This window comes from Alicyclobacillus hesperidum, from assembly GCF_900107035.1.
Lineage (GTDB): Bacteria > Bacillota > Bacilli > Alicyclobacillales > Alicyclobacillaceae > Alicyclobacillus > Alicyclobacillus hesperidum.
The window spans coordinates 23,630-47,854 of the sequence record NZ_FNOJ01000015.1 but is presented as its reverse complement, the minus strand read 5'-3'; the positions used below and the strand labels follow the sequence as shown (position 1 = coordinate 47,854).

General features: G+C 50.7%; 21 protein-coding genes and 2 tRNA genes. 4 read left to right on the top strand and 19 right to left on the bottom strand.

The features are described 5' to 3' along the window. Nucleotides 1–117 precede the first annotated feature (117 nt). The 8 genes from BLU70_RS10980 to hpf form a co-directional block, all read right to left on the bottom strand. Nucleotides 118–1,725: a chloride channel protein gene (locus tag BLU70_RS10980; RefSeq protein WP_176780893.1), complete on the bottom strand. Its 1,608-nt coding sequence runs from the start codon at nt 1,723–1,725 to the stop codon at nt 118–120. 385 nt (nt 1,726–2,110) lie between these two features. Beyond that, nucleotides 2,111–2,184, bottom strand: a tRNA-Gly gene (locus tag BLU70_RS10975). 24 nt (nt 2,185–2,208) lie between these two features. Further along, nucleotides 2,209–2,285 (bottom strand) — tRNA-Ile (locus BLU70_RS10970). A gap of 156 nt (nt 2,286–2,441) precedes the next feature. Next, nucleotides 2,442–3,086 (bottom strand): cyclase family protein, encoded by a 645-nt coding sequence (locus BLU70_RS10965; RefSeq protein WP_074693467.1) that lies wholly within the window; start codon nt 3,084–3,086, stop codon nt 2,442–2,444. Next, a complete protein-coding gene (zwf, locus tag BLU70_RS10960; protein WP_040290345.1) occupies nt 3,087–4,634 on the bottom strand; it encodes a glucose-6-phosphate dehydrogenase in 1,548 nt (515 codons plus the stop codon). It abuts the gene before it with no gap. Between the two features lie 140 nt (nt 4,635–4,774). Continuing rightward, nucleotides 4,775–5,921 (bottom strand): peptide chain release factor 2 gene (gene prfB / locus BLU70_RS10955; protein WP_143027521.1). Its coding sequence is split into 2 segments (ribosomal slippage): nt 4,775–5,842 and nt 5,844–5,921, totalling 1,146 coding nucleotides; the frame shifts between segments, so codons are not numbered across the junction. A gap of 134 nt (nt 5,922–6,055) precedes the next feature. Next, entirely contained in the window at nt 6,056–8,446 is a 2,391-nt protein-coding gene (gene secA / locus BLU70_RS10950) for a preprotein translocase subunit SecA (protein ID WP_006447726.1), read from the bottom strand. Nucleotides 8,447–8,712: 266 nt separating this feature from the next. Continuing rightward, entirely contained in the window at nt 8,713–9,258 is a 546-nt protein-coding gene (hpf, locus tag BLU70_RS10945; protein WP_074693465.1) for a ribosome hibernation-promoting factor, HPF/YfiA family, read from the bottom strand. A 174-nt stretch (nt 9,259–9,432) separates the two neighbouring features. On the opposite strand from hpf, the gene BLU70_RS10940 reads away from it, so the two are divergent. The 4 genes from BLU70_RS10940 (at nt 9,433) to BLU70_RS10925 (ending at nt 14,145) form a co-directional block, all read left to right on the top strand. After that, complete coding sequence (locus BLU70_RS10940; protein ID WP_074693464.1) at nt 9,433–10,299, top strand: class I SAM-dependent methyltransferase; 867 nt, start codon at nt 9,433–9,435, stop codon at nt 10,297–10,299. 161 nt (nt 10,300–10,460) lie between these two features. Further along, nucleotides 10,461–11,267 (top strand): FkbM family methyltransferase, encoded by an 807-nt coding sequence (locus tag BLU70_RS10935; RefSeq protein WP_074693463.1) that lies wholly within the window; start codon nt 10,461–10,463, stop codon nt 11,265–11,267. 59 nt (nt 11,268–11,326) lie between these two features. Then, nucleotides 11,327–12,433 carry a glycosyltransferase gene (locus BLU70_RS10930; RefSeq protein ID WP_143027520.1) on the top strand — a complete coding sequence of 369 codons (1,107 nt, stop codon included), beginning with the start codon at nt 11,327–11,329 and terminating at the stop codon, nt 12,431–12,433. Next, the gene (locus BLU70_RS10925) at nt 12,430–14,145 is read left to right on the top strand and encodes a glycosyltransferase (protein WP_074693461.1); all 1,716 of its coding nucleotides are present in this window, start codon (nt 12,430–12,432) and stop codon (nt 14,143–14,145) included. The genes BLU70_RS10930 and BLU70_RS10925 overlap by 4 nt, the downstream gene beginning before the upstream one ends. 110 nt (nt 14,146–14,255) lie before the next feature. Here the strand turns inward: BLU70_RS10925 and BLU70_RS10920 are convergent, their stop codons facing one another. The 11 genes from BLU70_RS10920 to BLU70_RS10870 form a co-directional block, all read right to left on the bottom strand. Continuing rightward, the gene (locus BLU70_RS10920) at nt 14,256–16,526 is read right to left on the bottom strand and encodes a glycosyltransferase (RefSeq protein WP_074693460.1); all 2,271 of its coding nucleotides are present in this window, start codon (nt 16,524–16,526) and stop codon (nt 14,256–14,258) included. A 2-nt stretch (nt 16,527–16,528) separates the two neighbouring features. Continuing rightward, nucleotides 16,529–16,885, bottom strand: coding sequence for a hypothetical protein (locus BLU70_RS10915; RefSeq protein WP_040290309.1), 357 nt, complete (start codon nt 16,883–16,885; stop codon nt 16,529–16,531). Next, nucleotides 16,885–18,435 (bottom strand): flagellar filament capping protein FliD, encoded by a 1,551-nt coding sequence (gene fliD, locus BLU70_RS10910; protein WP_074693459.1) that lies wholly within the window; start codon nt 18,433–18,435, stop codon nt 16,885–16,887. The genes BLU70_RS10915 and fliD overlap by 1 nt, the downstream gene beginning before the upstream one ends. Nucleotides 18,436–18,498: 63 nt before the next feature. Continuing rightward, complete coding sequence (locus tag BLU70_RS10905) at nt 18,499–19,335, bottom strand: flagellin N-terminal helical domain-containing protein (RefSeq protein ID WP_074693458.1); 837 nt, start codon at nt 19,333–19,335, stop codon at nt 18,499–18,501. A gap of 42 nt (nt 19,336–19,377) precedes the next feature. Continuing rightward, nucleotides 19,378–20,304 (bottom strand): flagellin N-terminal helical domain-containing protein, encoded by a 927-nt coding sequence (locus BLU70_RS10900; protein WP_074693457.1) that lies wholly within the window; start codon nt 20,302–20,304, stop codon nt 19,378–19,380. Nucleotides 20,305–20,318: 14 nt separating this feature from the next. Beyond that, nucleotides 20,319–21,749: a flagellar hook-associated protein FlgK gene (gene flgK, locus BLU70_RS10895; protein ID WP_074693456.1), complete on the bottom strand. Its 1,431-nt coding sequence runs from the start codon at nt 21,747–21,749 to the stop codon at nt 20,319–20,321. Between the two features lie 26 nt (nt 21,750–21,775). Beyond that, entirely contained in the window at nt 21,776–22,060 is a 285-nt protein-coding gene (locus BLU70_RS10890) for a hypothetical protein (RefSeq protein WP_083341264.1), read from the bottom strand. After that, a complete protein-coding gene (locus tag BLU70_RS10885) occupies nt 22,053–22,253 on the bottom strand; it encodes a flagellar biosynthesis anti-sigma factor FlgM (RefSeq protein WP_006447741.1) in 201 nt (66 codons plus the stop codon). The genes BLU70_RS10890 and BLU70_RS10885 overlap by 8 nt, the downstream gene beginning before the upstream one ends. 169 nt (nt 22,254–22,422) lie before the next feature. After that, a complete protein-coding gene (locus tag BLU70_RS10880; protein WP_006447743.1) occupies nt 22,423–22,992 on the bottom strand; it encodes a sigma-70 family RNA polymerase sigma factor in 570 nt (189 codons plus the stop codon). A gap of 26 nt (nt 22,993–23,018) precedes the next feature. Continuing rightward, a complete protein-coding gene (locus tag BLU70_RS10875) occupies nt 23,019–23,408 on the bottom strand; it encodes a TIGR03826 family flagellar region protein (protein ID WP_052012381.1) in 390 nt (129 codons plus the stop codon). Nucleotides 23,409–23,465: 57 nt separating this feature from the next. Next, on the bottom strand, nt 23,466–24,221 hold the full coding sequence (locus tag BLU70_RS10870; protein WP_074693454.1) for a ComF family protein: 756 nt from the start codon (nt 24,219–24,221) through the stop codon (nt 23,466–23,468). Nucleotides 24,222–24,225: the final 4 nt, after the last annotated feature.

Sequence of the window (24,225 nt, the reverse complement as noted above, 5' to 3'; positions counted from 1 at the left end):
GGATCCAGTTCCTCATATACGTCTGAAAATTCGATGAGCGGCATGAACTAAGCGGGAATGCCCAGGCACTCGCACGGGTGGTGCGAGGGTCTTTTGAGTTTTCCATACGGTTCTCGCTCACTCCACACGTCGATACGCGTGGATCACATCCGAAGTTCCCACCACGCCGATGCCGATGTCCCCGCGACAAACAAGAAGATATGTTACCCCGTGATCGTTCATCAACGCTAGCGCTTCAGCCAAAGAAGCGCGTTCATCGATTCGAATCATTTGAAGAGGTAGCAGGCTTGTAAGAGGTTCATCCCCTCTATTCTCCCGCAATGCTTCTACGACCTGTGCCCTAGCAACGGATCCGACGATGCCAAGCTTGGCATCCCGAATCAGCGCGAACCACTCGTTTGTCTTTGCGAAAGATCCCCAAGCGGTCTCGATACTCGTTTTCGTTCCAAATACCAGCCGATTTTCCTGGATAACGTCGCCGACTGTCAAGGCTTTCATTCGATCCGGCTCGCGCAGGCGGACAATGTCAAGTCCGCGCCGGAACAGCTTCATTGTGTAAATAGTTTGCGGAGAAATGATGCCAGCCACTGTAGCCGCCAAAACACTCGTAATCATGAGCGGGAGAATCATGTTATAATCGCCCGTCATTTCAAAAAGCATCGTGATGGCCGTTACAGGTGCCTGTGCGCTTCCTGCAAAAACGCCAGCCATGCCGATAGCAGCCACAGCCCCGGGACTCACGTCGACATTCCAATGCGAAAGCACAACGCCGAGAAGTCCCCCCAACATCGCTCCTTGATAGAGTCCGGGCGAGAAGACACCCCCTGACCCTCCAGCTCCGATGGTGATGGATGTCGCCAACAACTTGAGGACGAGGAGTATGACAAGAAGGTATAACGGCAGATGAGCTAAAAGTGCGCGATCAATCGTCACGTACCCCACACCGAAGATTTGGGGGAACCAAATCCCCATAAGCCCGACCGCCAAGCCACCAGCCGCCGCCTTTGCCCAGAATGGCCAGCGGCGCACATCAAACCATTCCTCGAACCGGTACAGCACTTTGATGTACAAGATTCCCCAAAGTCCGGAAACCAGCCCCAAAAACACATAGACCCAGTAGACACGAAAGGGGCCGACATAGTGGATTGGGATATTGAACGAAGGGTGATTCCCCAAGTAAATGCGCCCGATTGCAGCACTTACTACGCTCGACATCATGATGGCCGTGAAATTCTCCAAGGCAAAGCTGCCCAGAATCACTTCCGCGGCGAACATCACGCCGCCAATGGGTGCATTAAATGTAGCCGCAATGCCGGCTCCAGCTCCGCAGGCCACCATCAAGCGCAAATATTTCTTCGGAACCCCCAAAAATTGACCAAAAACTGAACCGAAGGCCGATCCGATTTGGACAATCGGTCCTTCCCGCCCTACGGAGCCTCCCGAACCGATGGTAAGAGCCGAAGCCAACGCTTTTACGACGACTACACGCAATCGGATGATGCCTCCGCGCTCCGCGATCGCGGCCATGACTTCGGGGACGCCATGCCCCTTCGCTTCCGGTGCAAATCGGCGAACTATCGTACTGACGATGACAAGCCCCACGACAGGAAAAAGAATCACATTTGCATGACCTAAGACCTGGAGATGCGACGCACCGGCATGAAAGAACAGCCACTCAAAGAAGTCGATCAATTTCCGAAAGCCCACTGCACCATAACCCGCCACGATACCTATGGCCACCGCATAAAGCAGGAGCACAATGCGTTCAGGTAACCTTGCTATCAGACGTGTATGAGCGGATCTTGGAAAGTGAATTTTTGATTCGTTCCCAGCAGGAATGCCAGAATGAACATTTGCTGAAAGCCGCAATGACCTCGCCCCCCACGAACCATCATAGATCCGTGATGAATCTGGGTGCAAACGGAGGTTCCATAGCCCCTTCGGCCTTCGTTGTCGTCTTTGCGAGGCTTCAAAATGGCCCGCAAGGATTTGCGGGTCATGGACGCTTTCACTGCGAAGACTTCATCGCTTTCGTGCTTCGGAATCAAGCGGTAACGATGCACAACAAAAGCCGCCGCCCCCATTCCGGGGACAGCGGCTCTGTATTGTTTGGAGCGGGTGATGGGAATCGAACCCACGCTACCAGCTTGGAAGGCTGGAGTTCTACCATTGAACTACACCCGCACATTTTGGTTGCGCACATTTCACTGGTGGGCCCACTAGGACTCGAACCTAGGACCAACCGGTTATGAGCCGGCCGCTCTAACCAACTGAGCTATGGGCCCGGTGCGACGATAAACATTATAACACAATCGTCTTTGCTTGTCACTCTCTGAATCAAAATTCTTGGCACCACCGTTCGCCCACACCCAGAGTCAGCGTTGGCCGGTCAGGCAGCCCACATGGCTAGCCTGACCACGTCGCGATGAGCCACCCGTGCCTTATGCCAATGTGATGTCTGGCACACCTTCGAGTAGGACAACGCGCGCCGGTGCTGCGTCAATCCCGGTGAGTTTGAGCGGCAAGGCAACCATGAAATAGGTGCCTGCCGGAACATCTTTCAAACGCAGACCTTCCAGAATGACGATATCCTTAGACAACAGCGATACGTGCGTCTCGTGATTCGGCTGCGCACGTTCAACGCCGAGACCATCGATGCCCACGCCGGAAATCCCGATGTTCGCAAGATACTCTGCACCGTCAGCCGCGAGGTAAATGAATTCGAAGTTAAAAGTCTCCTCGAACGAATTGCGCGTCTTAAACAGCAAGAATTCGCCAGCCTGCGGGTTGTGCGGTTCGAGATCCGCCTTGGTGATGCCTCCTGTGACTGCGGTGAGGTCGATCACGCGGCAGGATCGAACCAATTTCTCCAGGCCGACGGCCTCAATCGTCCGTCCGTTTGGAATCATGTGCAGTTCGGCATCAATGTGCGTACCGGTGTGCGCATCGAGATGCAAACGCGTCTCGTGCGCACTGCCCGTGGTGAAGTCAGAGGTTGTTTCGAACTGCGGACGCTTTTCGTCCTTGTTCTTGTACACCTGCATATCAGCATGAATCAACATGCTGATATCGTACAACTTCGCCATTTAACGCTTCACCTCCACCGGATGTCCGGTTGCATGCTCGAGGTTATCCATCGGCGATTCATTTCCGTAAAGTGGCCACCAGAGACCAGGCTGTTCCTTGACGAGATCATGAGCAGCCTTCGGTCCCCACTCGCCAGCTTTGTACGTGTGTAGGGGCACCGTGTTGTTTGCGAAAGCATGCGCAATCGGATCGACAAACTTCCACGCCAAGGATACTTCGTCCCAGCGCGTGAAGAACGTCGAATCACCATGCATCGCATCATGCAAGAGGCGCTCGTAAGCTTCCGGCGACTTGTCTGCAGATTGGCTGAACTCCATCGCGATGGGCACAACGACGTTGTCGGTACCGGGGCGCTTGACGTTCATCTGCATGTACATACCTTCGACCGGATTGATGCGAATGACGAGCAGATTGGGCCCGAGGTTGCCGTCCTGGTTGAAGTACAGGTGCTTCGGCATGTTGCGGAACTGGATGACGATCTCGGTGGACTTCACCGGCATCCGCTTGCCCGTACGAATGTAGAACGGCACGCCCGCCCAGCGGAAATTGTCGATGAACAGCTTTGCCGCAACAAACGTCTCGGTCTTGGAATCGGGTGCAACGCCTGGTTCCTCAAGGTAACCCGGAACTGCCTTACCGCCGATCTCGCCCGCCGTATATTGTCCGCGGACGACGTACTGACCGACTTCCTCTTCCTTGTACGCACGCAGGGAGCGCAGCACCTTCACCTTTTCGTCGCGGATGGCTTCCGTATGCAGGCGGCTAGGCGGCTCCATGGCGGTCATCATGACCATTTGCAACATGTGGTTCTGCACCATATCGCGCAGTGCGCCGGACGTCTCGTAGTACGATGCGCGATCTTCGACACCCACGGTTTCGCTCGAGGTGATCTGCACCGAAGCAATGGAGCGGTTGTCCCAAAGTGGCTCGAACATCGAGTTGGCAAAACGAATGACCTCGATGTTTTGCACCATTTCTTTGCCAAGGTAGTGATCGATACGATAGATTTCCTCTTCTGCGAACGCGCTCGAAAGCTGATCGTTCAATTCGGCGGCCGACTTGTAGTCGTGGCCGAACGGCTTTTCAATAATCAGGCGACGCCAGCCTTTCGTATCAGCGAGGCCGACCTTCTTTAAGTACAGGGCTGTTTCACCAAAGAATCGCGGTGCCATCGACAGATAGAAAAGGCGATTGCCTTCGTGATCCTTCTTGCTTTCGACATCCAGGACAAACTGATGCAACTTGCGGAAGTCGTCCTCGTTGTCGACGTTGCCCGGGACGTAGAAAATGCGTGGTGCAAAACGAGCCCAAACATCGTCTTCCACGCCTTCCTTGACAAACGACAGAAGCGCCTTATGTACTTCGTCGCGAAAAGCCTCCGTCGTGTAATCGCGGCGTGCGGTACCAACGATGCTCAGGCCTTCGGGCATGAGGCCCTTCTTCTCAAGTTGATATAAGGCCGGAAACAGTTTGCGATGGGCGAGATCGCCCGTGGCGCCGAAAAGGACAAAGACATGCGGCGGCAATTGACGAGTGTTGTTCTCCATCTCCACTCCAACCACTTCCCCAATCTCTTGTATATATTCCGGGACTCATTGTACATCAAGCGATCGCGATTATACCAATGCCAAGCGGCAAATGATGCCCACTTGGCATTAGTTTTCGATGCGTAGCCAGCAATTATGAGTTATTGCGTCGCTTTATCCGCTTCACGCGCCTGCTCACGAGCCAATTGCCAGCGCAGATACGCGTGAATAAACGGATCGAGCAAGCCATCGACCACAGCCTGAACGTTGCCCACTTCCTGATTGGTGCGGTGATCCTTGACTAGCGAATACGGATGGAAGACGTAGGAGCGAATCTGGCTGCCCCACGCGATCTCCTTTTGCTCGCCGCGCAGTTCCGCCAGTTCGGCCTCGCGCTCCTCCTGGCGTTTGGCGGCCAAACGGGCTTTCAACAATTCCATCGCCACGGCGCGGTTCTGAATCTGTGACCGTTCACTCTGACAACTCACGACAATGCCTGTCGGCAGGTGCGTGATCCGCACAGCGGAGTCGGTCGTGTTGACGTGCTGTCCGCCGGCACCGGTCGACCGATAGGTATCGATCCGCAATTCTTCCGGTCGAATTTCAATGCTCGTATCGTCCTCGGCAATTTCCGGAATCACGTCAACGGATGCAAACGACGTATGACGGCGCCCAGACGCGTCAAACGGTGAGATGCGAACAAGCCGATGCACGCCCTTTTCGGCCTTCAGATATCCATACGCGTTGTGCCCTTTGATCCGCAGGGTCACGCTCTTGATGCCCGCTTCATCGCCCGGAAGGTAATCGAGAACCTCGACTTTATATCCGTGATCTTCCGCCCATCGCGTGTACATGCGAAGCAGGATGGAGGCCCAGTCCTGCGACTCAGTGCCACCTGCCCCTGGGTGCAGTTCGACGATGGCATTGTTGGCGTCGTAATCCCCTGAAAGCATCAATTGCAACTCGAACGAATCGATCCCGTCCTTGAGTTTCGTCGCCATTTCGTTCGCCTCGGCGAACAGATCCATATCGTTCTCTTCTTGTGCAAGTTGCAAGGCGACTTCTGCATCAGCATGCAAGCTGGTCAGCTCGTTCATCTTGTCGACAACCGACTTGAGGGCATTCATCTCGCCAATGATTTTTTGCGCCTTTTCTTGATCATCCCAAAAATTTGGCTCCGCCATGAGCGACTCGAGTGTCGCAATGCGGTTTTGCTTGTTAGGGACGTCAAAGAGACCTCCCGAAGTCCGCCAACCGAGTGGCCATCGTTTTTAAGTCCTGGCGAAGCTCGCCAAACGTCTCTGCCATAAATCCATCACTCCTCGTGTCATTTCCCACGGTATTGTATCAAACGAGCCAACCTATCTGTGTCAGATAGCAGCATTTGTCCCGATCACGCCAACAAGGCGCAGCAACTCGCTGCGCCTGTCTCCCTTCTTCGTTCAACCACCCTGCACAGGCACTGCGCCATGCACCTGGACAGGCTGTGGCGCCTGTTGCAGCGTCGCCTTGAAGACGTACAGCACAACTTCTTCTTCGATGGAATGGATCATCGCCTCGAACATCTCGAAGCCTTCCTTTTGGTAAATCACAAGCGGATCGGCTTGGCCATAAGAGCGCAAGTGCACACCTTGGCGGAACTGATCCATGGCATCGATGTGATCCATCCATTTTGAATCGACAGCACGTAGCAACACGACGCGCTCGAGTTCGCGCAAGAAGCCCTGAAGCTCCTCCTCGCGGGCATCGTAGTTCGCCTTGGCAAGTTCGAGCAAACGGGCTTTGATTTCATCGCGATCGAGCTTGCGCAGGGAGGCTTCATCGACTTGCCCTGGCAGCAGGAAGTGATGTTCCGCATATTGCAGCAGCGCCGGAATGTCCCAGTCCTCCGGAATTTGCTCCTCGGAGCAGTAGACCTCAAGCATGTGATCGACAAGATCATCGAGCATGCCTTCGACGACTTCGCGCAGGTTCTCGCGTTCAAGGATCTGTCGGCGCTGGCGATAAATTACCTCGCGCTGCTTGTTCAATACGTCGTCATAGCGCAGAACGTGTTTGCGGAGATCGTAGTTGTTGCCTTCGACCTTCTTCTGCGCGCGTTCCATGGCACCGGTCAGCATTTTGTGTTCAATCGGCTGATCTTCTTCGAGACCCAGGCGATCCATGAGCCTGCGGATGTTCTCGGAGCCGAACAGGCGAAGCAAATCGTCCTCAAGCGACAGGAAGAATTGCGACGATCCTGGATCGCCTTGACGGCCGGAGCGCCCACGCAACTGATTGTCGATGCGGCGGCTTTCATGCCGCTCGGTGCCGATGATGTGCAGGCCGCCAAGTTCGGGAACGCCTTCGCCAAGCAGGATATCGGTACCGCGACCGGCCATGTTGGTGGCGATGGTGACCATCCCACGCTGGCCGGCGAGTGCGACGATCTCCGCTTCACGCGCGTGATGCTTCGCGTTCAACACCTGGTGTGGCACGCCACGCTGGTGTAGCAAATGCGAGACGAGTTCCGATTTCTCGATAGAAGTCGTGCCAACCAGCACCGGTTGCCCGATGCGATGGCGTTCCACGACGTCGTTGACCACCGCATTGAACTTTGCGCGCTCGGTCTTGTAGATGACATCGCCAAGGTCTTTGCGAGCAAGCGGGCGGTTCGTCGGGATGACGACGACATCCATGCCGTAAATCTCGACAAACTCCTTCTCTTCCGTCTTCGCCGTACCGGTCATCCCAGATAACTTCTCGTACATGCGGAAGTAGTTTTGCAACGTGATGGTCGCTAAGGTCTTCGACTCGTTTTGGACGCGCACGCCCTCCTTGGCCTCGATGGCTTGGTGCAAGCCCTCGCTGTAGCGCCGCCCCTCCATCAAACGCCCGGTAAACTCGTCGACGATGCAAATTTCGTCACCCATGACGACATAATCTTTGTCGCGGTGCATAAGACCGTGCGCCTTCAAGGCCTGCGTGATGTGGTGCATGAGCGTGACATTGTCCGGATCGAACAAATTGCTCACGCCGAAAAAAGCCTCCGCCTTGCGAATGCCAGAGTCGGTGAGATTGGCGGTGCGCATCTTTTCGTCGACTTCATAGTCTTCTTCCGGCTTCAAGCGGCGCACCAATAAATCTGCACGGAAGTAGAGATCTGCCGACTTCTCCGCCGGACCAGAAATAATCAGCGGCGTCCGCGCCTCGTCGATGAGGATGGAGTCCACTTCGTCGACAATCGCGAAGTGCAAACGGCGCTGCACCATGTCATCCAACGTCATGACCATATTGTCGCGCAGATAGTCAAAGCCAAACTCGTTGTTTGTGCCGTACGTGATATCGGCCATATAAGCTTCGCGCTTCTGCGCAGGCGTCATGTCGTGGCCGTTATAGCCAACCGTCAGGCCGAGGAAACGATGCACCTGTCCCGTATACTCGGCGTCGCGCTTTGCGAGATAGTCGTTGACCGTAACGACGTGCACGCCGTGCCCGGTAAGACCATTCAGATACGACGGCAAGGTGGCAACAAGTGTCTTACCTTCACCGGTCTTCATCTCGGCCACCCGGCCTTCATGAAGCACCATACCACCCATCAACTGCACATCGTAATGGCGCTGGCCAAAGACGCGCTTGGCCGCTTCGCGCACAACAGCAAACGCCTCAGGCAATAGGTTGTCCAGCTTTTCGCCGTTGGCCAACCGTTCCCGAAACGCAGGTGTCATCGCTTTCAGTTCTTCATCTGTCATTGCCTCGAATTGCGGTTCGAGCGCATTAATCCGATCCACCTTGCGGCGCAATCGGGCAATATCTCGTTCGTTCGAATTAAAGACCTGTTTGAGGAGTCCCACCGAACGGTTACACCCCCATATCGCGATCGACTTCTATCTAGAGATTGTACCGTAGCCATGCACGATATCACAACAGAAAGAAATCGAACACCATTTTCGTCAAATTTCTTCTATACAAGAAAGGGCTTCCGACACCACTGCCAAATGCAGGCGGTGTGGAAGCCCTTGGGTACCAGCGTGATCGATAAAGGGCGATCACGCACTCTTATGCATGTAAGGTCGCACTGCGGTTGCTCATGCGCCTAGTTATCACTCGACGACGAGGATTAACCTTGTGGCTCAATCAGGCCGTAGTCACCCCGCTTGCGGCGATATACGACGTTGACCTCCTCGGTCTCGGCGTTGGTAAAGACGAAAAAGTCGTGACCGAGTAAATCCATCTGCATGATGGCTTCTTCAACATCCATCGGTTTGATGGGAAAGCGCTTGACACGGACGACGCGCAAATCCTCTTCCGCATCCAAGGCGTCCTGCGCAAAGCCACGTTGCCGGATTTGTGTGCGCAATCCCCGCGCACGGAAGCGTCGATTCAATTTTTCCTTATATCTATGAACCTGTTCTTCCAGTTTATCTGTGACCAAATCAATGGAGGCGTACATGTCTTGCGACTTCTCTTCTGCACGGAAGATGACACCATGTACGTGAACTGTCATTTCAACGCGGTGATACGTTCCTTCAACCGCCATTGTCACGTGGATCTGCTTGTCCGCCACACCCTCAAAGTAGCGGGTCAAGCGCCCAATCTTTTTGTCCACGTATTCCTGAAGAGCCGAAGTGACAGATATGTTGTCGCCATGAACCTGAATCTTCATTGACAACTCCTCCTTCGTGGTGGGTATATTATAAACCCAAACGAAGTGAAGAGAAATGGTGAATTCGCGTTTCGAGCAGCGTTTCTACATTGTATACTTGAAACACTGAATCAACGAATTCACCGACATTTAGCCGAGAAAACCGAGCTATGAAACTAGAGGAGACATGCACCTTTGAAGCCGCTAGCGGAACGATTTCAAGCCATTGATGCCACTTGGTCTTCCTACGCACATCAAAACAACATTCCTCACCGCTGGCTTTTGGAACAAACGTTGCACACGGCTCCCATCCGGCGGGCGCTACTCCCCGCTTTAGGTATCCAGGAAAATATGACGGTGCTTGATTTAGGAACTGGGTTTGGAGCATTGGCGTTCGAGATCGCCGCATCGTGGAAAATTGCCCTGAACGCACTCGATCACGACGAAGCGTCAATTCACTCAGCCAAGAAGATGCTCTCCGATATCGAAGATATGCAAGGACTACATCCCCAGTCCAGAATCATCTTTCAGGTCGGTGACGCGTATCAACTTCCTTACGAAGACAGGTCGTTTGACTACGTGATAAGTCGCTTCGTGTTTCAACATCTGCGCAACCCTCAGCTCGTTATGCAAGAGATTCACCGGGTTCTGAAACCGGGAGGTCTCGTATGTATCATCGACATTGACGATCAGCTATCGCTGTCCTATCCGGAACACCCAACTGCATTTAGCCGACTCAGAGAGGCATTTTGTAAATTGCAGGTTTTGAACGGAGGAGATCGTCACATCGGTCGTAAAATCCCTTTGATTATGCACGAGTGCGGGCTCGAGGTTATCAGGACGCTTATACTGCCGCAAGCTCAATTTTCCTTGGTGTCTGGCGAAGGGCCGGCCACCAAATTGGCAATTCAACAGTTTCGTGACCACCAAGAAGCGATAATTAAGCATGGACTACTGACCGCTAGCGAATTTGAAAATTATCTATTGTCACTACAAGAGTCGCGTGAGAACTGGGTATATGCCTTGAACGAAGAACTGATTACAATTGCAAGGCGCCGATAACGATTCAAAACTTGTTGAGGGTCACCTACCACGCGAATCTGACCCATAAGTCTTGTGGATACCAAGGATGCCAAGGATGCTAACCCCCGATGCGATGCCTTGAATCAAAACTTTTTTTGCCAGCTACTCAATCGCATTTCATATGGAGGTAGATACTCATTATGAATTCTGTCTATGTTGGAAATGGTAAAGTCCTGTCATCCACCGTTTGGGGCGGGCGACTTCTGGCTCCAGGATTCGACTTATCTATTATGCCAGTTCTCGCTACTCACGGTGTTTTTGAAATTCAACTGACAAAATATCTGATTAACACTGTAAAACCTGGTAATGTCGTCTTTGATATAGGTGCAAATATCGGATACTTCACGGTTTTGATGGGTCTATTAGTCCAAAGGCCTGGACGAGTAGTTGCTTACGAGCCCTCGCCCGGAATTTTTAATTTTCTTTGGGATAACATTTTTATTAACTATACCAACGAGCACACTACCGTAGTTAATGCGGCAGTTCATGATCATGTCGGGGAAGTGTCGCTATTCCAAACTAATAAGTTTACGGGAAATTCATCAGTGCTTGAACCGGATGAACAATATTTTTCGTATTTCAGACACGATGAAGAAGTGACGCAAATCAAAATCCCATGCGAGCCCCTAGATAACTATTTACATTCCTTCGAGAAAATAGACCTGATAAAAATAGACGTTGAGGGTGCAGAACTCCACGTGCTTAACGGCATGACAAATCTACTGCATAACAGAAAGGTGACTCAAGTTGTTTTTGAATTTAATAAGATGCGCATGGGTGATCAGTGGCGTGCGTTGTTAGATAAACTCTTGTACTATCGAGACGTATACAAGGTTACCTTTCATATTTTAAACAATGAAGGCCAACCCATCATCTGTGATATCGTCGATTTACTGCAACAAAATAGTATTGTCGAAAATATCGTGATGATGTTTCCTTATGCTTGAACTATTTGAGATTATATTTTCTACTTTATAACGTCTTACTTGAGAAGGTTGACAATTATATGCGGTCTTTAAACATCTTGCTTGATGGCCTTTTCACTAACGGGTCAGGTTTCGCTGAAGATAACCTACGAATTTTATCCGCTATACGCAACGGTGAGCATAAAGTGCAAATCCGAAATCGCCTTTCTGGACATAACCCTAATCCTACACTTAGGTTATTTGAATCAACACATTTAGAAACAAATGACGTTTATATATGCAACCTCATGTGTAGCGCAATTGAAGCAAGAGATGACTTTCGAATCAATATAGCACGCACCACATTTGAAACCGATCGATTACCCAAAGAATGGGTTACGCGATTAAATGCATTCGACGAAATTTGGGTTCCTAGCACCTTTAATGCGGGTGTATTTAGGGATGCAGGTGTCACTGCCCCGATTTATGTCATACCCGAAACGATTGATTTTCACATTTTCGACCCGGAGGGTGACGCGTGGCCCCTCCCAACCGGCGGCAGGTTTGTCTTCCTCTCCATCTTTGACTGGCAGGTTCGTAAAGGTTTTCGCGAACTTTTGCAAGCTTACATGGAGGAATTTACAGCCAGGGATAACGTGGCACTTGTAGTGAAGACGTACGATTTAACCAGGCATCGCGATCCCGTCAGCGAGTTGACAAAATGTATGGAGCTGTTCCAGAGGGACGATCCACCTCCTGTGTATGTTTTGAATCGTTCCTTACAAATTCACGAAATTGCGGCTTTGTATCGCGCCGCAAACGCCTTCGTCCTTCCAACACATGGGGAGGGATGGGGTCGGCCTCTTTTTGAAGCCATGGCGATGGGCTTGCCCACAGTTGCAACTGACTGGGGAGGTCAAAAAGATTTTATGAATGAGACAAACTCTTATCTGATCCCATCCGCACTTGGACCTGCGAAAAGTGAGTTCTCCGTGTTTAATGGACACTTATGGGCTTATCCATCCATATCGGTTCTCAAACAACGTTTACGACAAATTTATGAGCTTCCAACGGAAGCTATGATACGCGGTCAAAGGGCTCGACACGACTTATTAGTACATTTCAATGAATCCGTAATTGAAGCAAGGATCCATGACCGACTAGATGCATTGAGTGCTCGTATCGAGAAAGGAGTCACCGAACAATGACATTATTGAAGGTCGAATGGGAAGGCCCTCAACTGGTTAATAGTAGCTTGGCACTGGTCAATCGATACTTGTGCCGAGAACTGCTTCGGCATGGAGTTCATCTTAAAATTACCCCCACAGAAAAGGACTCAATACCAGATTATTGGTTCTCCGATGCAGCTAACATTCGTAATTGCTATGACGCGGGTGTTGAACGCCCTCTAGTTCATATTCGCCAGCAATGGCCTCCAACGCTTCGCCCCTCTGACGTGCCAATTCAAATTCTATTCCAACCATGGGAATACGGACCTGTACCTGCAAAATGGGTACCGTTCATTCAGACATCAGTTGATGAAGTCTGGGTAAACAGCAATTACACCAGACAGGGCTACATCAAATCCGGGATCGACGAGGATAAAATTTTTACATTTCCTCTCGGTATCGATACGAGTGTGTATCAAGTGAACGGACCTCGCTATGCACTGAAAACGACAAAGTCATTTGTGTTTCTGTTTGTAGGAGGTACTATTCACCGCAAAGGGATAGACAAAGTGCTTGAAGCATATCGCAGAGCATTCAGGCGATCCGACGATGTGTGCCTGGTTGTTAAGGATTTTGGACGAACAAGCTATTACGCAGGCCAAACGTACCACGAGCAGATTTTAGCAGCATCACTTGACCCAGAATCTCCAGAAATACTTTATATGGATTGGGATTTAACCCCCGCTGAAATGGGGGCCCTGTACCGCGCGAGCAACTGTCTTGTTCACCCGTATCGAGCTGAGGGATTTGGATTACCTATCCTCGAAGCCATGGCGTGCGGAGTACCAGCGATAATTCCTTCTATGGGCCCTGCCACGGAATTTACGACAGAGGAAAATAGCTATCGTGTGAAATCTCAGTTAAGTACCATGGACATGCCATCTGATATGCAACTCGCACTACCCGCAGAAATGATTGATGTTGATATGGATCACCTTGTGGACACCATGATAAAAGCCTTTTCGGAACGAAAGAATCACACTGCTGTGTGCGATAAAGCTGCGCGGCATGCGCAACAATATTCATGGGAGGCGATTGGAGAGATTGTTGTAAACCGAATTAAAATATTGCAAGAAAAAGCTATTCAAAAACCGATTACTCACACACCCGTTGAGCTCAAAGCTTTCTCTATCCTGCGAGGAGTGAATGAGCGTACCAATGCCCATGTGACGTCCAGCGAAGCCTACGCGGCCATCCTCTCTCACGGCTTGCACGAAGGCGACGCGATATTGGATATCGGACCGAAAACTATAGATGGGATGAAATATATGCAAATGAAAGGAGCATGTGTAACTCATTTTGAGCTATCTCGCGTCCAAGACAGGGACGGTGATGTGTTTAACCTGCTGGCAGACGAGCGGCTATACCATAAAACCTACGACACGGTGTTCATTAGGCATGCGATAGAGATGTTCCAGCCTAGTGACGCCGCTAAACTCCTTCTGGCCCTTTTTGAAATCATGAGCTATAGAGGGCGAATTTTTATCGTAACGCCAGATTGCGATAACACGCAGGTCATCACAAAGCAATTTTGGACAAAGCCGTTTAATTCTCGTCCCTATCCCACAGAGCTTTTGCAATTGCTTCTTTCCGAAGTGGGATTCCGGACAATAACGAGCGGTAAGATGCCCGGAGGGATTGATGCATTGGTATTTGCCTCACGTCTCGCTAATGACAATCCCTTTGTGTAATTTCAGTAAGCAGAAGCACTCTCCTGAAGTAACCTCGCCCTCCTGCCGCACAGTGGTCGTGTAAGCAGGAGGGCGTAAGGTCTAGATATACAGGCCTTCAACTGACGATATCAAAGCTTCTTCCATGTTTCCGTCCATGAAGTCCAAAATTCCTTCATGGTTTGGTATTGTTCTACAATCAAGTTGGGTTGTAAAAACCATTTTACCAACATGCTGTAATAAAACGCGTACGAGGCGTCAGCCGCTTTTCCTGCCTCTGTCGAGGTATCTGTGCTACTTCTGAGAAACGTAATAATGTCTTGTACATATTGAATATATTTACGAGCCTCCATAATCTCCCCTTGCTCATGGAGAATACGGATCTGCTCGACGCACTCAAGGGCTCGTTCATGAAGTTTCACAATCTTGACCTGCAAAGGCATGGTCAGTGCAGACGACTGATATGCACGATGTGGATTCATGCCTTCATCCCCTTTATTCCATTCCAACAATTCATCTGCTAATCTGACACGACGTTGGCTGATTCCTAAATTGTTTGCAACGCGTTTGAGTAGTTCGGATGCCGAGAAGATGGCTTGACCTTGCTCTACCACAGCACGTGCAAGCTCCACATTCCCGTGTGCCAGCGCAATGTCAGCTTCGATCACGACACGGCGTACACTGGGTGAATACTGCATGGCTTTCTCCAACCAAGCTATACTTTCCTTTATATTTCCGCGCTGAAAGGCGCGATGAGAACGAAACTCGCACTCCCAGCCGCTGTCTCCTATCCATTCCGCCTCCACAAGCAGATCTTGCAATGGGCTGGCAAGTACGATAGGCAGCAGAGTGTGCCTGTCGGCTGCATGCGGCAACCAGGTAACTAGCAGCCTCCGTGCTTGGAGAAGCATGAGCTCACTGGCAATGCCAGAGAGTTGAATGTCCCGATCTTTACTATCCAACCAAGCAAGAACTGATTCCCCACGTGCCCCCGCTTCAGCAAGAGCTTGTCTTGCACCTTCGACGTCACCATACTCTAAGCGATGCAAGCCGAACAATAACTGGTTTTGAGCACTGCCATGTGCATGCGTATAACCCTCAAGCTCATCAGGGAAATCCTGCATGACTTGAATCCAATTCAGTCTTTCAATTGTGGCTTCTGTCAACGGGCCGCACGGAATCTGTGAAATCCATTGTTGCCAACCTTCGACCCGAGACACAGCACATGCCTCCACAAAATGCGCAAAAACCAACGGGTCATGCTTGGACACCTCATAGAGTTGTTGTCTGATAGCTTCGTGTTGAATTGGCAGCAGATAAACCAAGTATCCAACAACATTCTCTTGACGCGGATTTTCTTGAAAACTCGTCAAGTACCATTCAGCAGCCTTCTGCAAGCCCCCCAAAAAAAGCCAGATTTTTCCCAATTCCGCTGCAGCAAGAAAACTACCTAAGCCAGGCACTGTATCAATCAAAGGATTTTTCACGTCACCCAATTTTCTACACTGAAGCAAAACAGGTATAGCTTCATCAAACCGCCCTTGTTGAATGAGTGCATGTGCGTGATCCATGCGAATATCGGGGAGATTGGGAAATATATTTTCACCCCGCTCAGCATACTTGATGGCCTCATCCGATTCACCAATCATCGCGAGCGCAACCACCAGCATTCTCAGCAATCGCGCCAACAAGTGCGTCGCTTGATGTGGATTTTTTTTGAAAACGTCAAATCCTCGTTTTCCAAGGTCAGCAGCTTTGGCATACATCTGCACACGCATGTATTCAGCCATCATATTGGAGATATGAAACAAGTTATCCGGGTCTTCGTCCAGTTCTTTTTGCAAAAGCTCCATATTCCGCGCTGGTTTCGCTTTGTATGTAACAAATTCATAGAGATATCCCAAATGGTGTACCCGCAAGTCTAGTGTTTCGATACGCCCGCCACTCTCGATCACTGCGGGTAATACCTGTTCATGAATGGAACCCGAGTATCGATACCCATTTTTGAAAACTCGGAGTACCTGAACAGGAGAAGAGGTGTGATACCTTGCCAAATTACCCATGTAATTCACAATACCAACCAAGTAACCATCGGCTCGCGACTGCAGAAGTTTCGAGCGAATGTGTCGCCTGTCATTAGGATCTAAATATTCATCAGCATCAATTACCAGTATGTACTCACCAGATGCACGATCCAGCGAGGCATTGCGAGCCTTAGCAAAATCGCCATCCCAGTCGTGGTGGTATACCCTTGCCCCCTGACTGCGTGCAATTTCAACCGTTTTATCCTTCGATCCGGTATCCACGACAATGATTTCGTCAACAACGCCTTTAAGCGATTCCAGGCATCTAGGTAAAGTCAATTCCTCATCCTTGGTGATGAGGCACGCTGATAGTAACATGCTTATCTCCTATCCTCTTCATCTTTCCAATGTGTAGACGACATGCACCGTGACTTTGCGTATGCCTTCAACGCAGGACTGGCGTCGAGCAGGGCGAACACCGCCTTCGAAACTTCCGCGTGATGCTCCGTCGCTAGCGCAACAATTTGATTTGTTTGGTCTTTGATCTTTTGGAACACTGCTTCAGTTCTGTCCCGCGATTCGGCACTCAACCATCCCACAAGCGCATTTCCTCGATTCATCATGACTGCCGCAGCTTCTTGAAACCGGTGCTCCTCCAATAGTTGAATTGCCAGTTGTCCCAATGTGCATATCCGCTGCTCCAATTCGTCACCAGGCAGTTGCAGAGATGCGGACATTAGAGTATCCCACCTGAGGAGGACGATGCTGACGATCCGAACATCGCAGAAATTTGTTTCATTTGGGCTTGCGCTTGTTCCATCACAGAGTTTAACTGGTTCAATTGATTAGTGTAGTTAGTCACCTGATTCGTAATCTGTTGTTGAACGAGACTCAGGTAGTTTTGTATGCTCGACTGCTGCGCAGAGATGGCGTTGAGTTCACCTTCGATTGGACTTGTCCCCGTACCACTGGTATTTCCAATCAACAGGTTATTCATCAAGTTGTATACATTCCCAAGCACACCCGACTGCGGAATCGCCGTGGTTGCTGTGGTGGAGACAATACCAAAGAGTTGTTGCACCGCACTCGGATTCGATGATAGAGCTGACTCGAACATGGCTTGCCCATCAGGTAGTGTTCCCGCTGCACTTGAAAAGCCTGACGTGGATTGGAACTCCAAATGTCCATTCGATGGATCAATAACAATACCGATGGACGCCAAAGAATTGATTGCTGAGCTAGATGTCGTTATGGACGCGCTCACAGCCGCCGGTAATTGGCGTAGCAAATCCATGGCTAGCGGATCGCCAAACAATGGCCCTGCGGTTCCCTGCGTCGACGAACTCCCTGACGAAGGCGGGGTGTACGCAGTGTCTTTGTTAATCGTGTCTATCAATGTGTTATACGCTGTCATCCATGTCTGTACTGCCTTTTCTGCCCCGCTTGTATCCGTAGATAATGTTAAGGTTCCAGCACTCGCCATGGTCTGTGATACTTGTATCGTCACGTTCGGAATGTAATTTTGGAACGTATTTGTTGACGAAGTCATCGTCTGCCCATCAAGCGTGATAGAAGCATCGGTGGCATTTGTGGTCGCGAACTGGATTTGTCCAGTTCCGCTGCCGATTATGCTTCCACTGATGGTAAATCCGTTTGCCGTTCCCGTATTGACCGATGAAAGCGACAAAAAGTATTGATTTTGCCCGTTCGTTAATACAGAAGCCTGTACACCTGTGTTCGCCGTCTGTTGGTTGACGGCCGCTGCAATATCGTTCAAAGATTCCCCTGCCGACACATTAATCGTGGCCGTCTTATTGCTGTCCGCAGTGTTTGTGAGAATAATGGTACCCGAAGAAAGGTTGGAACTCCCGTCAGCACTCGTCTGGAATTGTGAAGAAAGATTTTGAATGGATGTTTGACTACTAGCCAAAGATGTCACTTGCAAAGAATACATGGCCGGTTGCGCACCCGGTTGAACCGTGACTGTAAACGAACCGGGATCACTCGATGTCCCAGTGACCGTACTCCAGCTTTGCAAGCTGGATAACGTCTCCGTAGCCTGTTCAAAGGTCTGCAAAGCTGTCTGCAACCCAGTTAATGCCGTCTGTTGTGAACTTAATTGCGACAATTCGTTATTGGATGGCGTTTCAAGTTCTTGAGTCAAAATTTGTTGTAAATCTTGAGCATATTGTGATACAGGCAAGCCAGTACCACTTGGGTTTGATAAGGTATTCAACTGCTGAAGCAAGTTGGCCATGGAACTTGAACTGGTTGATGAAATGGACACGAGGATACCACCTTTCGAAAATTCCTCGGCCGACACGTGCGTCGACCGAGGAACATCTTAATCTTATTGCAACAGCTTGAGAATTGCATCGGGCTGCTGATCCGCTTGCGAGAGCATCGCCAAACCGACCTGCTGAAGCACTTGCTGTTGGCTGAATTGCGTATATGCCTGCGCCATATCGGTGTTGGTGATGGTGGACTGAGCGTTTTGCAGGTTTTCTGCCGTGTTTTGCAAATTCGACACGGTGTAATTCAATTGGTCTTCCACAGCACCGACATTCGCCTGATAAGCGGACAAGCTGGTAATCGCATTTTGAATCGAAGTGATGGCCTGTTGAGCCAGTGATTGCGACGTAATATTGATGGTTCCCCCGAACAATGCACCAACAGAGACGGAGGCAATGGTAATGCTCAGTTCCGAATTGCTTGTACCGTCAGTGTTAATCTGGAATGTCACACCGTTAGTTGCCAGTGAACCATCGAGCAAAGTCATCGTATTAAACTTCGTCTGCGACGTGATGTTGTTAATCTGATTTTGGAGAGCTTGCATCTCCTGGTTCAAATTCGAGAGGTCCGTGCTATTTTCGGTACCGTTCGCAGCTTCAACAGCCAACGTGTTCATCGTCTGCAGGATGTTGTTGATTTGGTTCATCGCACCGGATGCCGTCTGCAACATGCTGATGCCATTTTGTGCGTTCTGCACCGATTGGTTCAGAGCGTTGACCTGAGCCGTCATCTGTTGCGCAATGGCGTATCCAGCCGGATCATCAGCAGCGCTGTTGATCTTATTGCCAGTGGACAGTTGGGTATACGATGTGTTCAAAGCGTTGTTCACAGCAGACAGGTTGGAAAGAATGCTGGATGCAGATGCATTGTTGTTTACACTGAAATCAAGAGCCATGATAAGACCTCCTCAAAGGATGAAAAGTTATTTTACCCAAAATTATGAGTTGGGCAAATAGTTTACGAGAGAGGGGAGCAGGATTTGCGCGCCCATTTGCAAAGCCGCCGTGTAGACGGTCTGGTCGGTGGTGAATTGGGTGATCACCTGCGCCATATCCGCCCCTTCAATCCCCCCCTTCTCGTTTGTAAGATTGGTGCTGTATTGTTGCAATTGATTTTGCGCGGTCGTCAACCGCTGAATGCGTGAACCCAAATCGGCATTCAAGTTAATCACTTGCGTCAGATTGGCGTTCAAATCGTTCAAGTCTTGTTGCAAGCCACTTTCATTTCCTGCCGACAAGTCAGCCTGAATGTTGTTCAGGGTGTCCTGTAGATTCGAAACACCGGAGGAAGGAGCGCTTAGGAAAATATCCGACGCCGTCACCGTGATGGAAACACTGACGCCCGACGCGATTTGATAGTTGATCTCAGCGTTTGCTCCGCTCGGTACCGGTGCAGGGCTGTCAGACGGACTTTTTTTCAGATATGTGCTAGGCTGCGTCTGAGAGGCTTGTCCGCCAAAGATGTAGTTGTTTCCCTGACGTTGATCCGCCGTTTGATATATGCCTTGGATCAACTGCGAAACGGTATCCGCAAGCCCTTGCTGCCCACCTGCACTCATATTGGTTGAGTTCAGCGCCTGCACAACGTCCGATTGCACCTCTTGGAGTTGCGAGATCATGCTCTGAAGCGCCGTGGACGTATTGTTCATCCAAGTAAGCCCTGTCGAGATGGTCGACAGATACCCTGATGTCTCCTGCACCTCGGAAGCCAAATCCATATCCTCAGACACCGCCAAAGGATTGTCCGAAGCTTTATTCAACGTCTTACCGGTCGACAACTGTTCTTGGGTATTCTGCATGGCGTTGTCGATGTTTGTGATGTTATATAAGAACTGCTGTTGCTCCATCCAAGGTGTCACACGCATCTACTGTCACCTCCTTACGGCTGCACCATGTTCAATAGGCTCTGCATCATTGATTGAAAGGTCGTGATGTATTTCGCCGCAGCGGCGTAGGCGTTCTGAAACTCGACCATATAGGAAGCCTGTTCGTCCAGCGATACGCCAGAGACAGATTGGCGCAGTTGCGAGCTTTGCTCCTGCAAGGCATTCGCCGTATTCTCACTAAACGTAACACCTGAAGCTTCCGTACCAACACCAGAAACCATCGCCGCCAGTTGTTGATCCGGAGTACCTGTTACACTCTGGGATACGGACGAGCCCCCATTGGCCTGCTGGCTGTAATTCCAATTGATAGTCCACGAGGTCGTCTGCAGATTCACCATCGCAACGGCGTAGGTGTTATCGCCAGCATTGCCGGAAGGACCCGTTTGCAATGCTGATGGCGACGTAATACCCACGGAAAGAACACCACCACTGTAGGAGAAAAACGACTGTCCGCCAAGCGCACCGTTCACCTGGCTTGCAAAATTGCTCAAAAAAGAGCCAATATTGCTGAGCAAGTTGCTCGCATCGTCGTACCCTTGCACATTGCCTGCAATCTGGCCCGATGTGATGCTAGACAGTTGCGGTTGCAATGACGAAAGTGAAACTGGCGTACTAGTTGACAGCGACGAAGCTGTTGTAGCATTCGGGAACGGCGAATACGTATCATCCTTGACCACCTGAACCGCATTCGATCCGCTGCCTACTGTAACATCCACACCGCCATCGCCAGCTGAATCGGGCGTATAGGTGATGTCAGCCAGCTGCGACATCTTGTCCAGAATGTTGCTTTGTTCATCAAGTAGTTGGTTTGGATTTTCACCCGACTGCTTGACCTGTGTAATCTGTTTGTTTAGACCCGCCAATTGCTGCGCGTATTGGTTCAACTGTGCCAGTTGGCCATTGACGACTCCAGTGAGGTTGCTTTGCAACTGTTGCAGTTGTTGTGTAACAACCTGAAACGTTTGACCCACGACCTGCCCCTGTGTAATAACCGCTTGCTTCGCAGCATCATCGGACGGATTGTTCGAAAGTTCTTGCCAAGCGCTGAAAAACTGATCCACCGCGTTTTGAACACTGGTAGAGCTCGGCTCGTTCAATATGCCTTGAATTTGCGTCAGCACGGAACTGTGCGTCGAGTACATTTGATATGTCCCTTGGTTTTGACGATCCTGCTCGTCGTAGTAGGGATCGTCCTGACGAGTCACCGAACCCACAGCGACGCCTTGGCCGAATTGTCCAGCAACAGCCGGACCTGACCCGGGCACAGCTGGAAATGGCTCATTTTCCACAAAATTAACCTGTTCTTGCGCGTAGCCAGGTGTACTGGCGTTGTCAATATTGTTACCTACTACACTTTCCGCTTGTTGCATACTTTCCAACCCGGACAACCCGACATAAAGCGGCATAAACGTTGAGACACCCATCTTTAATCACCTCCTCACCAAGAATCTCAGGCCAACTGACTATAAGAACGACCTTGATAAAGCTTTTTTAAAAAATGCTCAGAGATACTTAACCCTTGTTCAATCAACATCTGCTGAATCTGAACCTTTTGCGCAATCCGACGCATCACTTCCGAACACCGTTCCACACCGACAGATTCCACTTGTTGTAATCGAACACATTGATCTGTAAGAAGCTCCAACAACCCATCTGTCCGGCCCGACTTCAGAGCCGCAAGCACACGATCTGTCGCTGCTTCTAATTGCGCAACTGCATCTATGACATCAGCCATCCGAATTAAGAACTCCTTGTTGAACTATGGCCTTAGCAATATGATTGACATTCACTGTATACGTGCCGTTGCGAATTGCTTCTTGCAGTTGTCTAATCTTGTCCGATCGACTCGCATCTGCAATTTGCGAACTCGCTGTCTGAGATATTTGCCGACTCCCAGTGACATCAAACGAGTTGGACGGAGACCACATCGAGCTTCCCTCCTTGCCCCTTCACCCATAACAACGTCACGTTTTGTCGTATCGTTCGAGCAGAGTCAAAAATTTTTTTGTTTTTGTCGAACAACATGCGAATGGTAGAAATGAAAAAGGAGCGATGAGAACCGCTCCTACTTACGTAACGTTTCCGATGGAATTTACATTACAAATGCTTGGCGCTACCGAACTGATCTACGTCCAATTTTGTGCGAACCTCTGCGATTAGCTCCCGATATCTATGATATACGACTGACTTCGTGCTCCCCAGCACCTCCGCAACCTCGCGAAAGCTGAGTCCCTGCTCAAACACCAACGACAGCAGCAATTGGTCTTCGTAAAGGAATGAGCCGATGACTCCCCCGACTTCACGAATGAGTTCCTCCTGTTCCCATTCTTCAATCGGATCGCTTGTGGCCAGGTGTTCTGCCTCCGATTGCTCCACAGACCGCTGATAGGCTTGAATCGCTTGTCGCATCGGTACCGATCTCGGCGTCTTTAAAAGGTTGGAGTTTCGCAAGACTTCCAGCATCGCATACTTGATAATTTGCTTAGCATAGGTAATATCCACAAGCCCACGCTCCATCTGCTTCTGCCATAAAGCCGTGAGCGCAGCCGAGGCTAGATCTGACTCATCAATCATGGCACTCCGTCGGTACCGAATCAGACGTTTCGCAAGCCGATTCACATACTGGGTATAATCTTCGAAGTTCATTCCGGCTTCCACCGCTGACACCTAACTCTCCACCCGCCGGCAACGGTTTACCGGCTCAAAAATCCCTTTCCCCGTTTGCCTTGTGACTCTTCTTTCTGTATCGCAGCCGCCGCCTGCCCCAACTCCTTGGCCAGCGCTTGCGTGCAATTGGCGCACAAGCGCCCTGACTGCGTCAACGTGCCGCAACGCTCGCACGGGTATGCCATATTCGGATTGTCGCGCAGAATAAGGCGCCCATCGCGTAAAAACGCGACAATCTCCTCGTACGTCGCAGCCGTGCCGTCCGCAACTTCATAGATGTTCGCCTGCGGGTGTTTTTTTAGATATTGCCGAATCTCAAGCAAGACGTCATCTTCTTCGCGGATACAATCCTTGCAAATATCGCGTCCTATCCTGTTATACAAACGCCCGCACCGTTTACAATTGGCGATAGCCATGCCAATGACCTCCCTATTCCCCCACTTTTCGCGCTTTCTCGACAAATTCCTGCCATGCTATCGCACACGCGCCGCGACGATGGCGATCACACTGTTGGCGCCGCTGGCAAACAGCGCATTGGCACAGGCGGCAAGCGTCGCACCTGTTGTGGCCACATCGTCAAGCAGCAGCGCACGGCGTCCGACAATCGGTCTGCGCGAATTCGGGACAAAGACACCCGCTAATTCCCGGCGCCGTAACTCTGCATTTTTCGCCGTCTGCGACTGCGTAAACGCACCCCCGCGCGGCACGCGAAGCAATGCCGGACGGACGGGTAATTGTACATGACCGGCAAGTCGTTCTGCCAGAAGACGAACGTGATCATACCCTCGTTTGCGGATCCGATCCGCCGCTGTCGGCACGGGTACGATGCAATCGCAAGCAAACTCGTCAAGCGCCTGCCAACAGGCGAACAAGACATGCGCAAAAAACGGCGCAAGTTCAATGACGCCGTCGTACTTAAAAGATCGAAACAACGTCCGCACAAAGGCGTCGTAGTCAATGCCACTGTACACATCAATCCGCCTGTCGGGCGCGTTCTCCACCTGCAACGCATGTTGTTCCACCGCAACCTGGCACCGCTCCAAATCCTGCACACAAAAGGCGCACAGGCGCGAGTTTTCCGATTGCGATGGCCAGTGAGAAGAAGCTCCGACAGTAAAAGCAGGGCGGCCGCAAATAGCACATGTCGTTGCATCCGACGGGAAGATCCAGTTCAACACTCCGTTCAGGCGGCGTTTCCACGCAAAGCGAGAAGTCAGACTTCGATTCACAGGC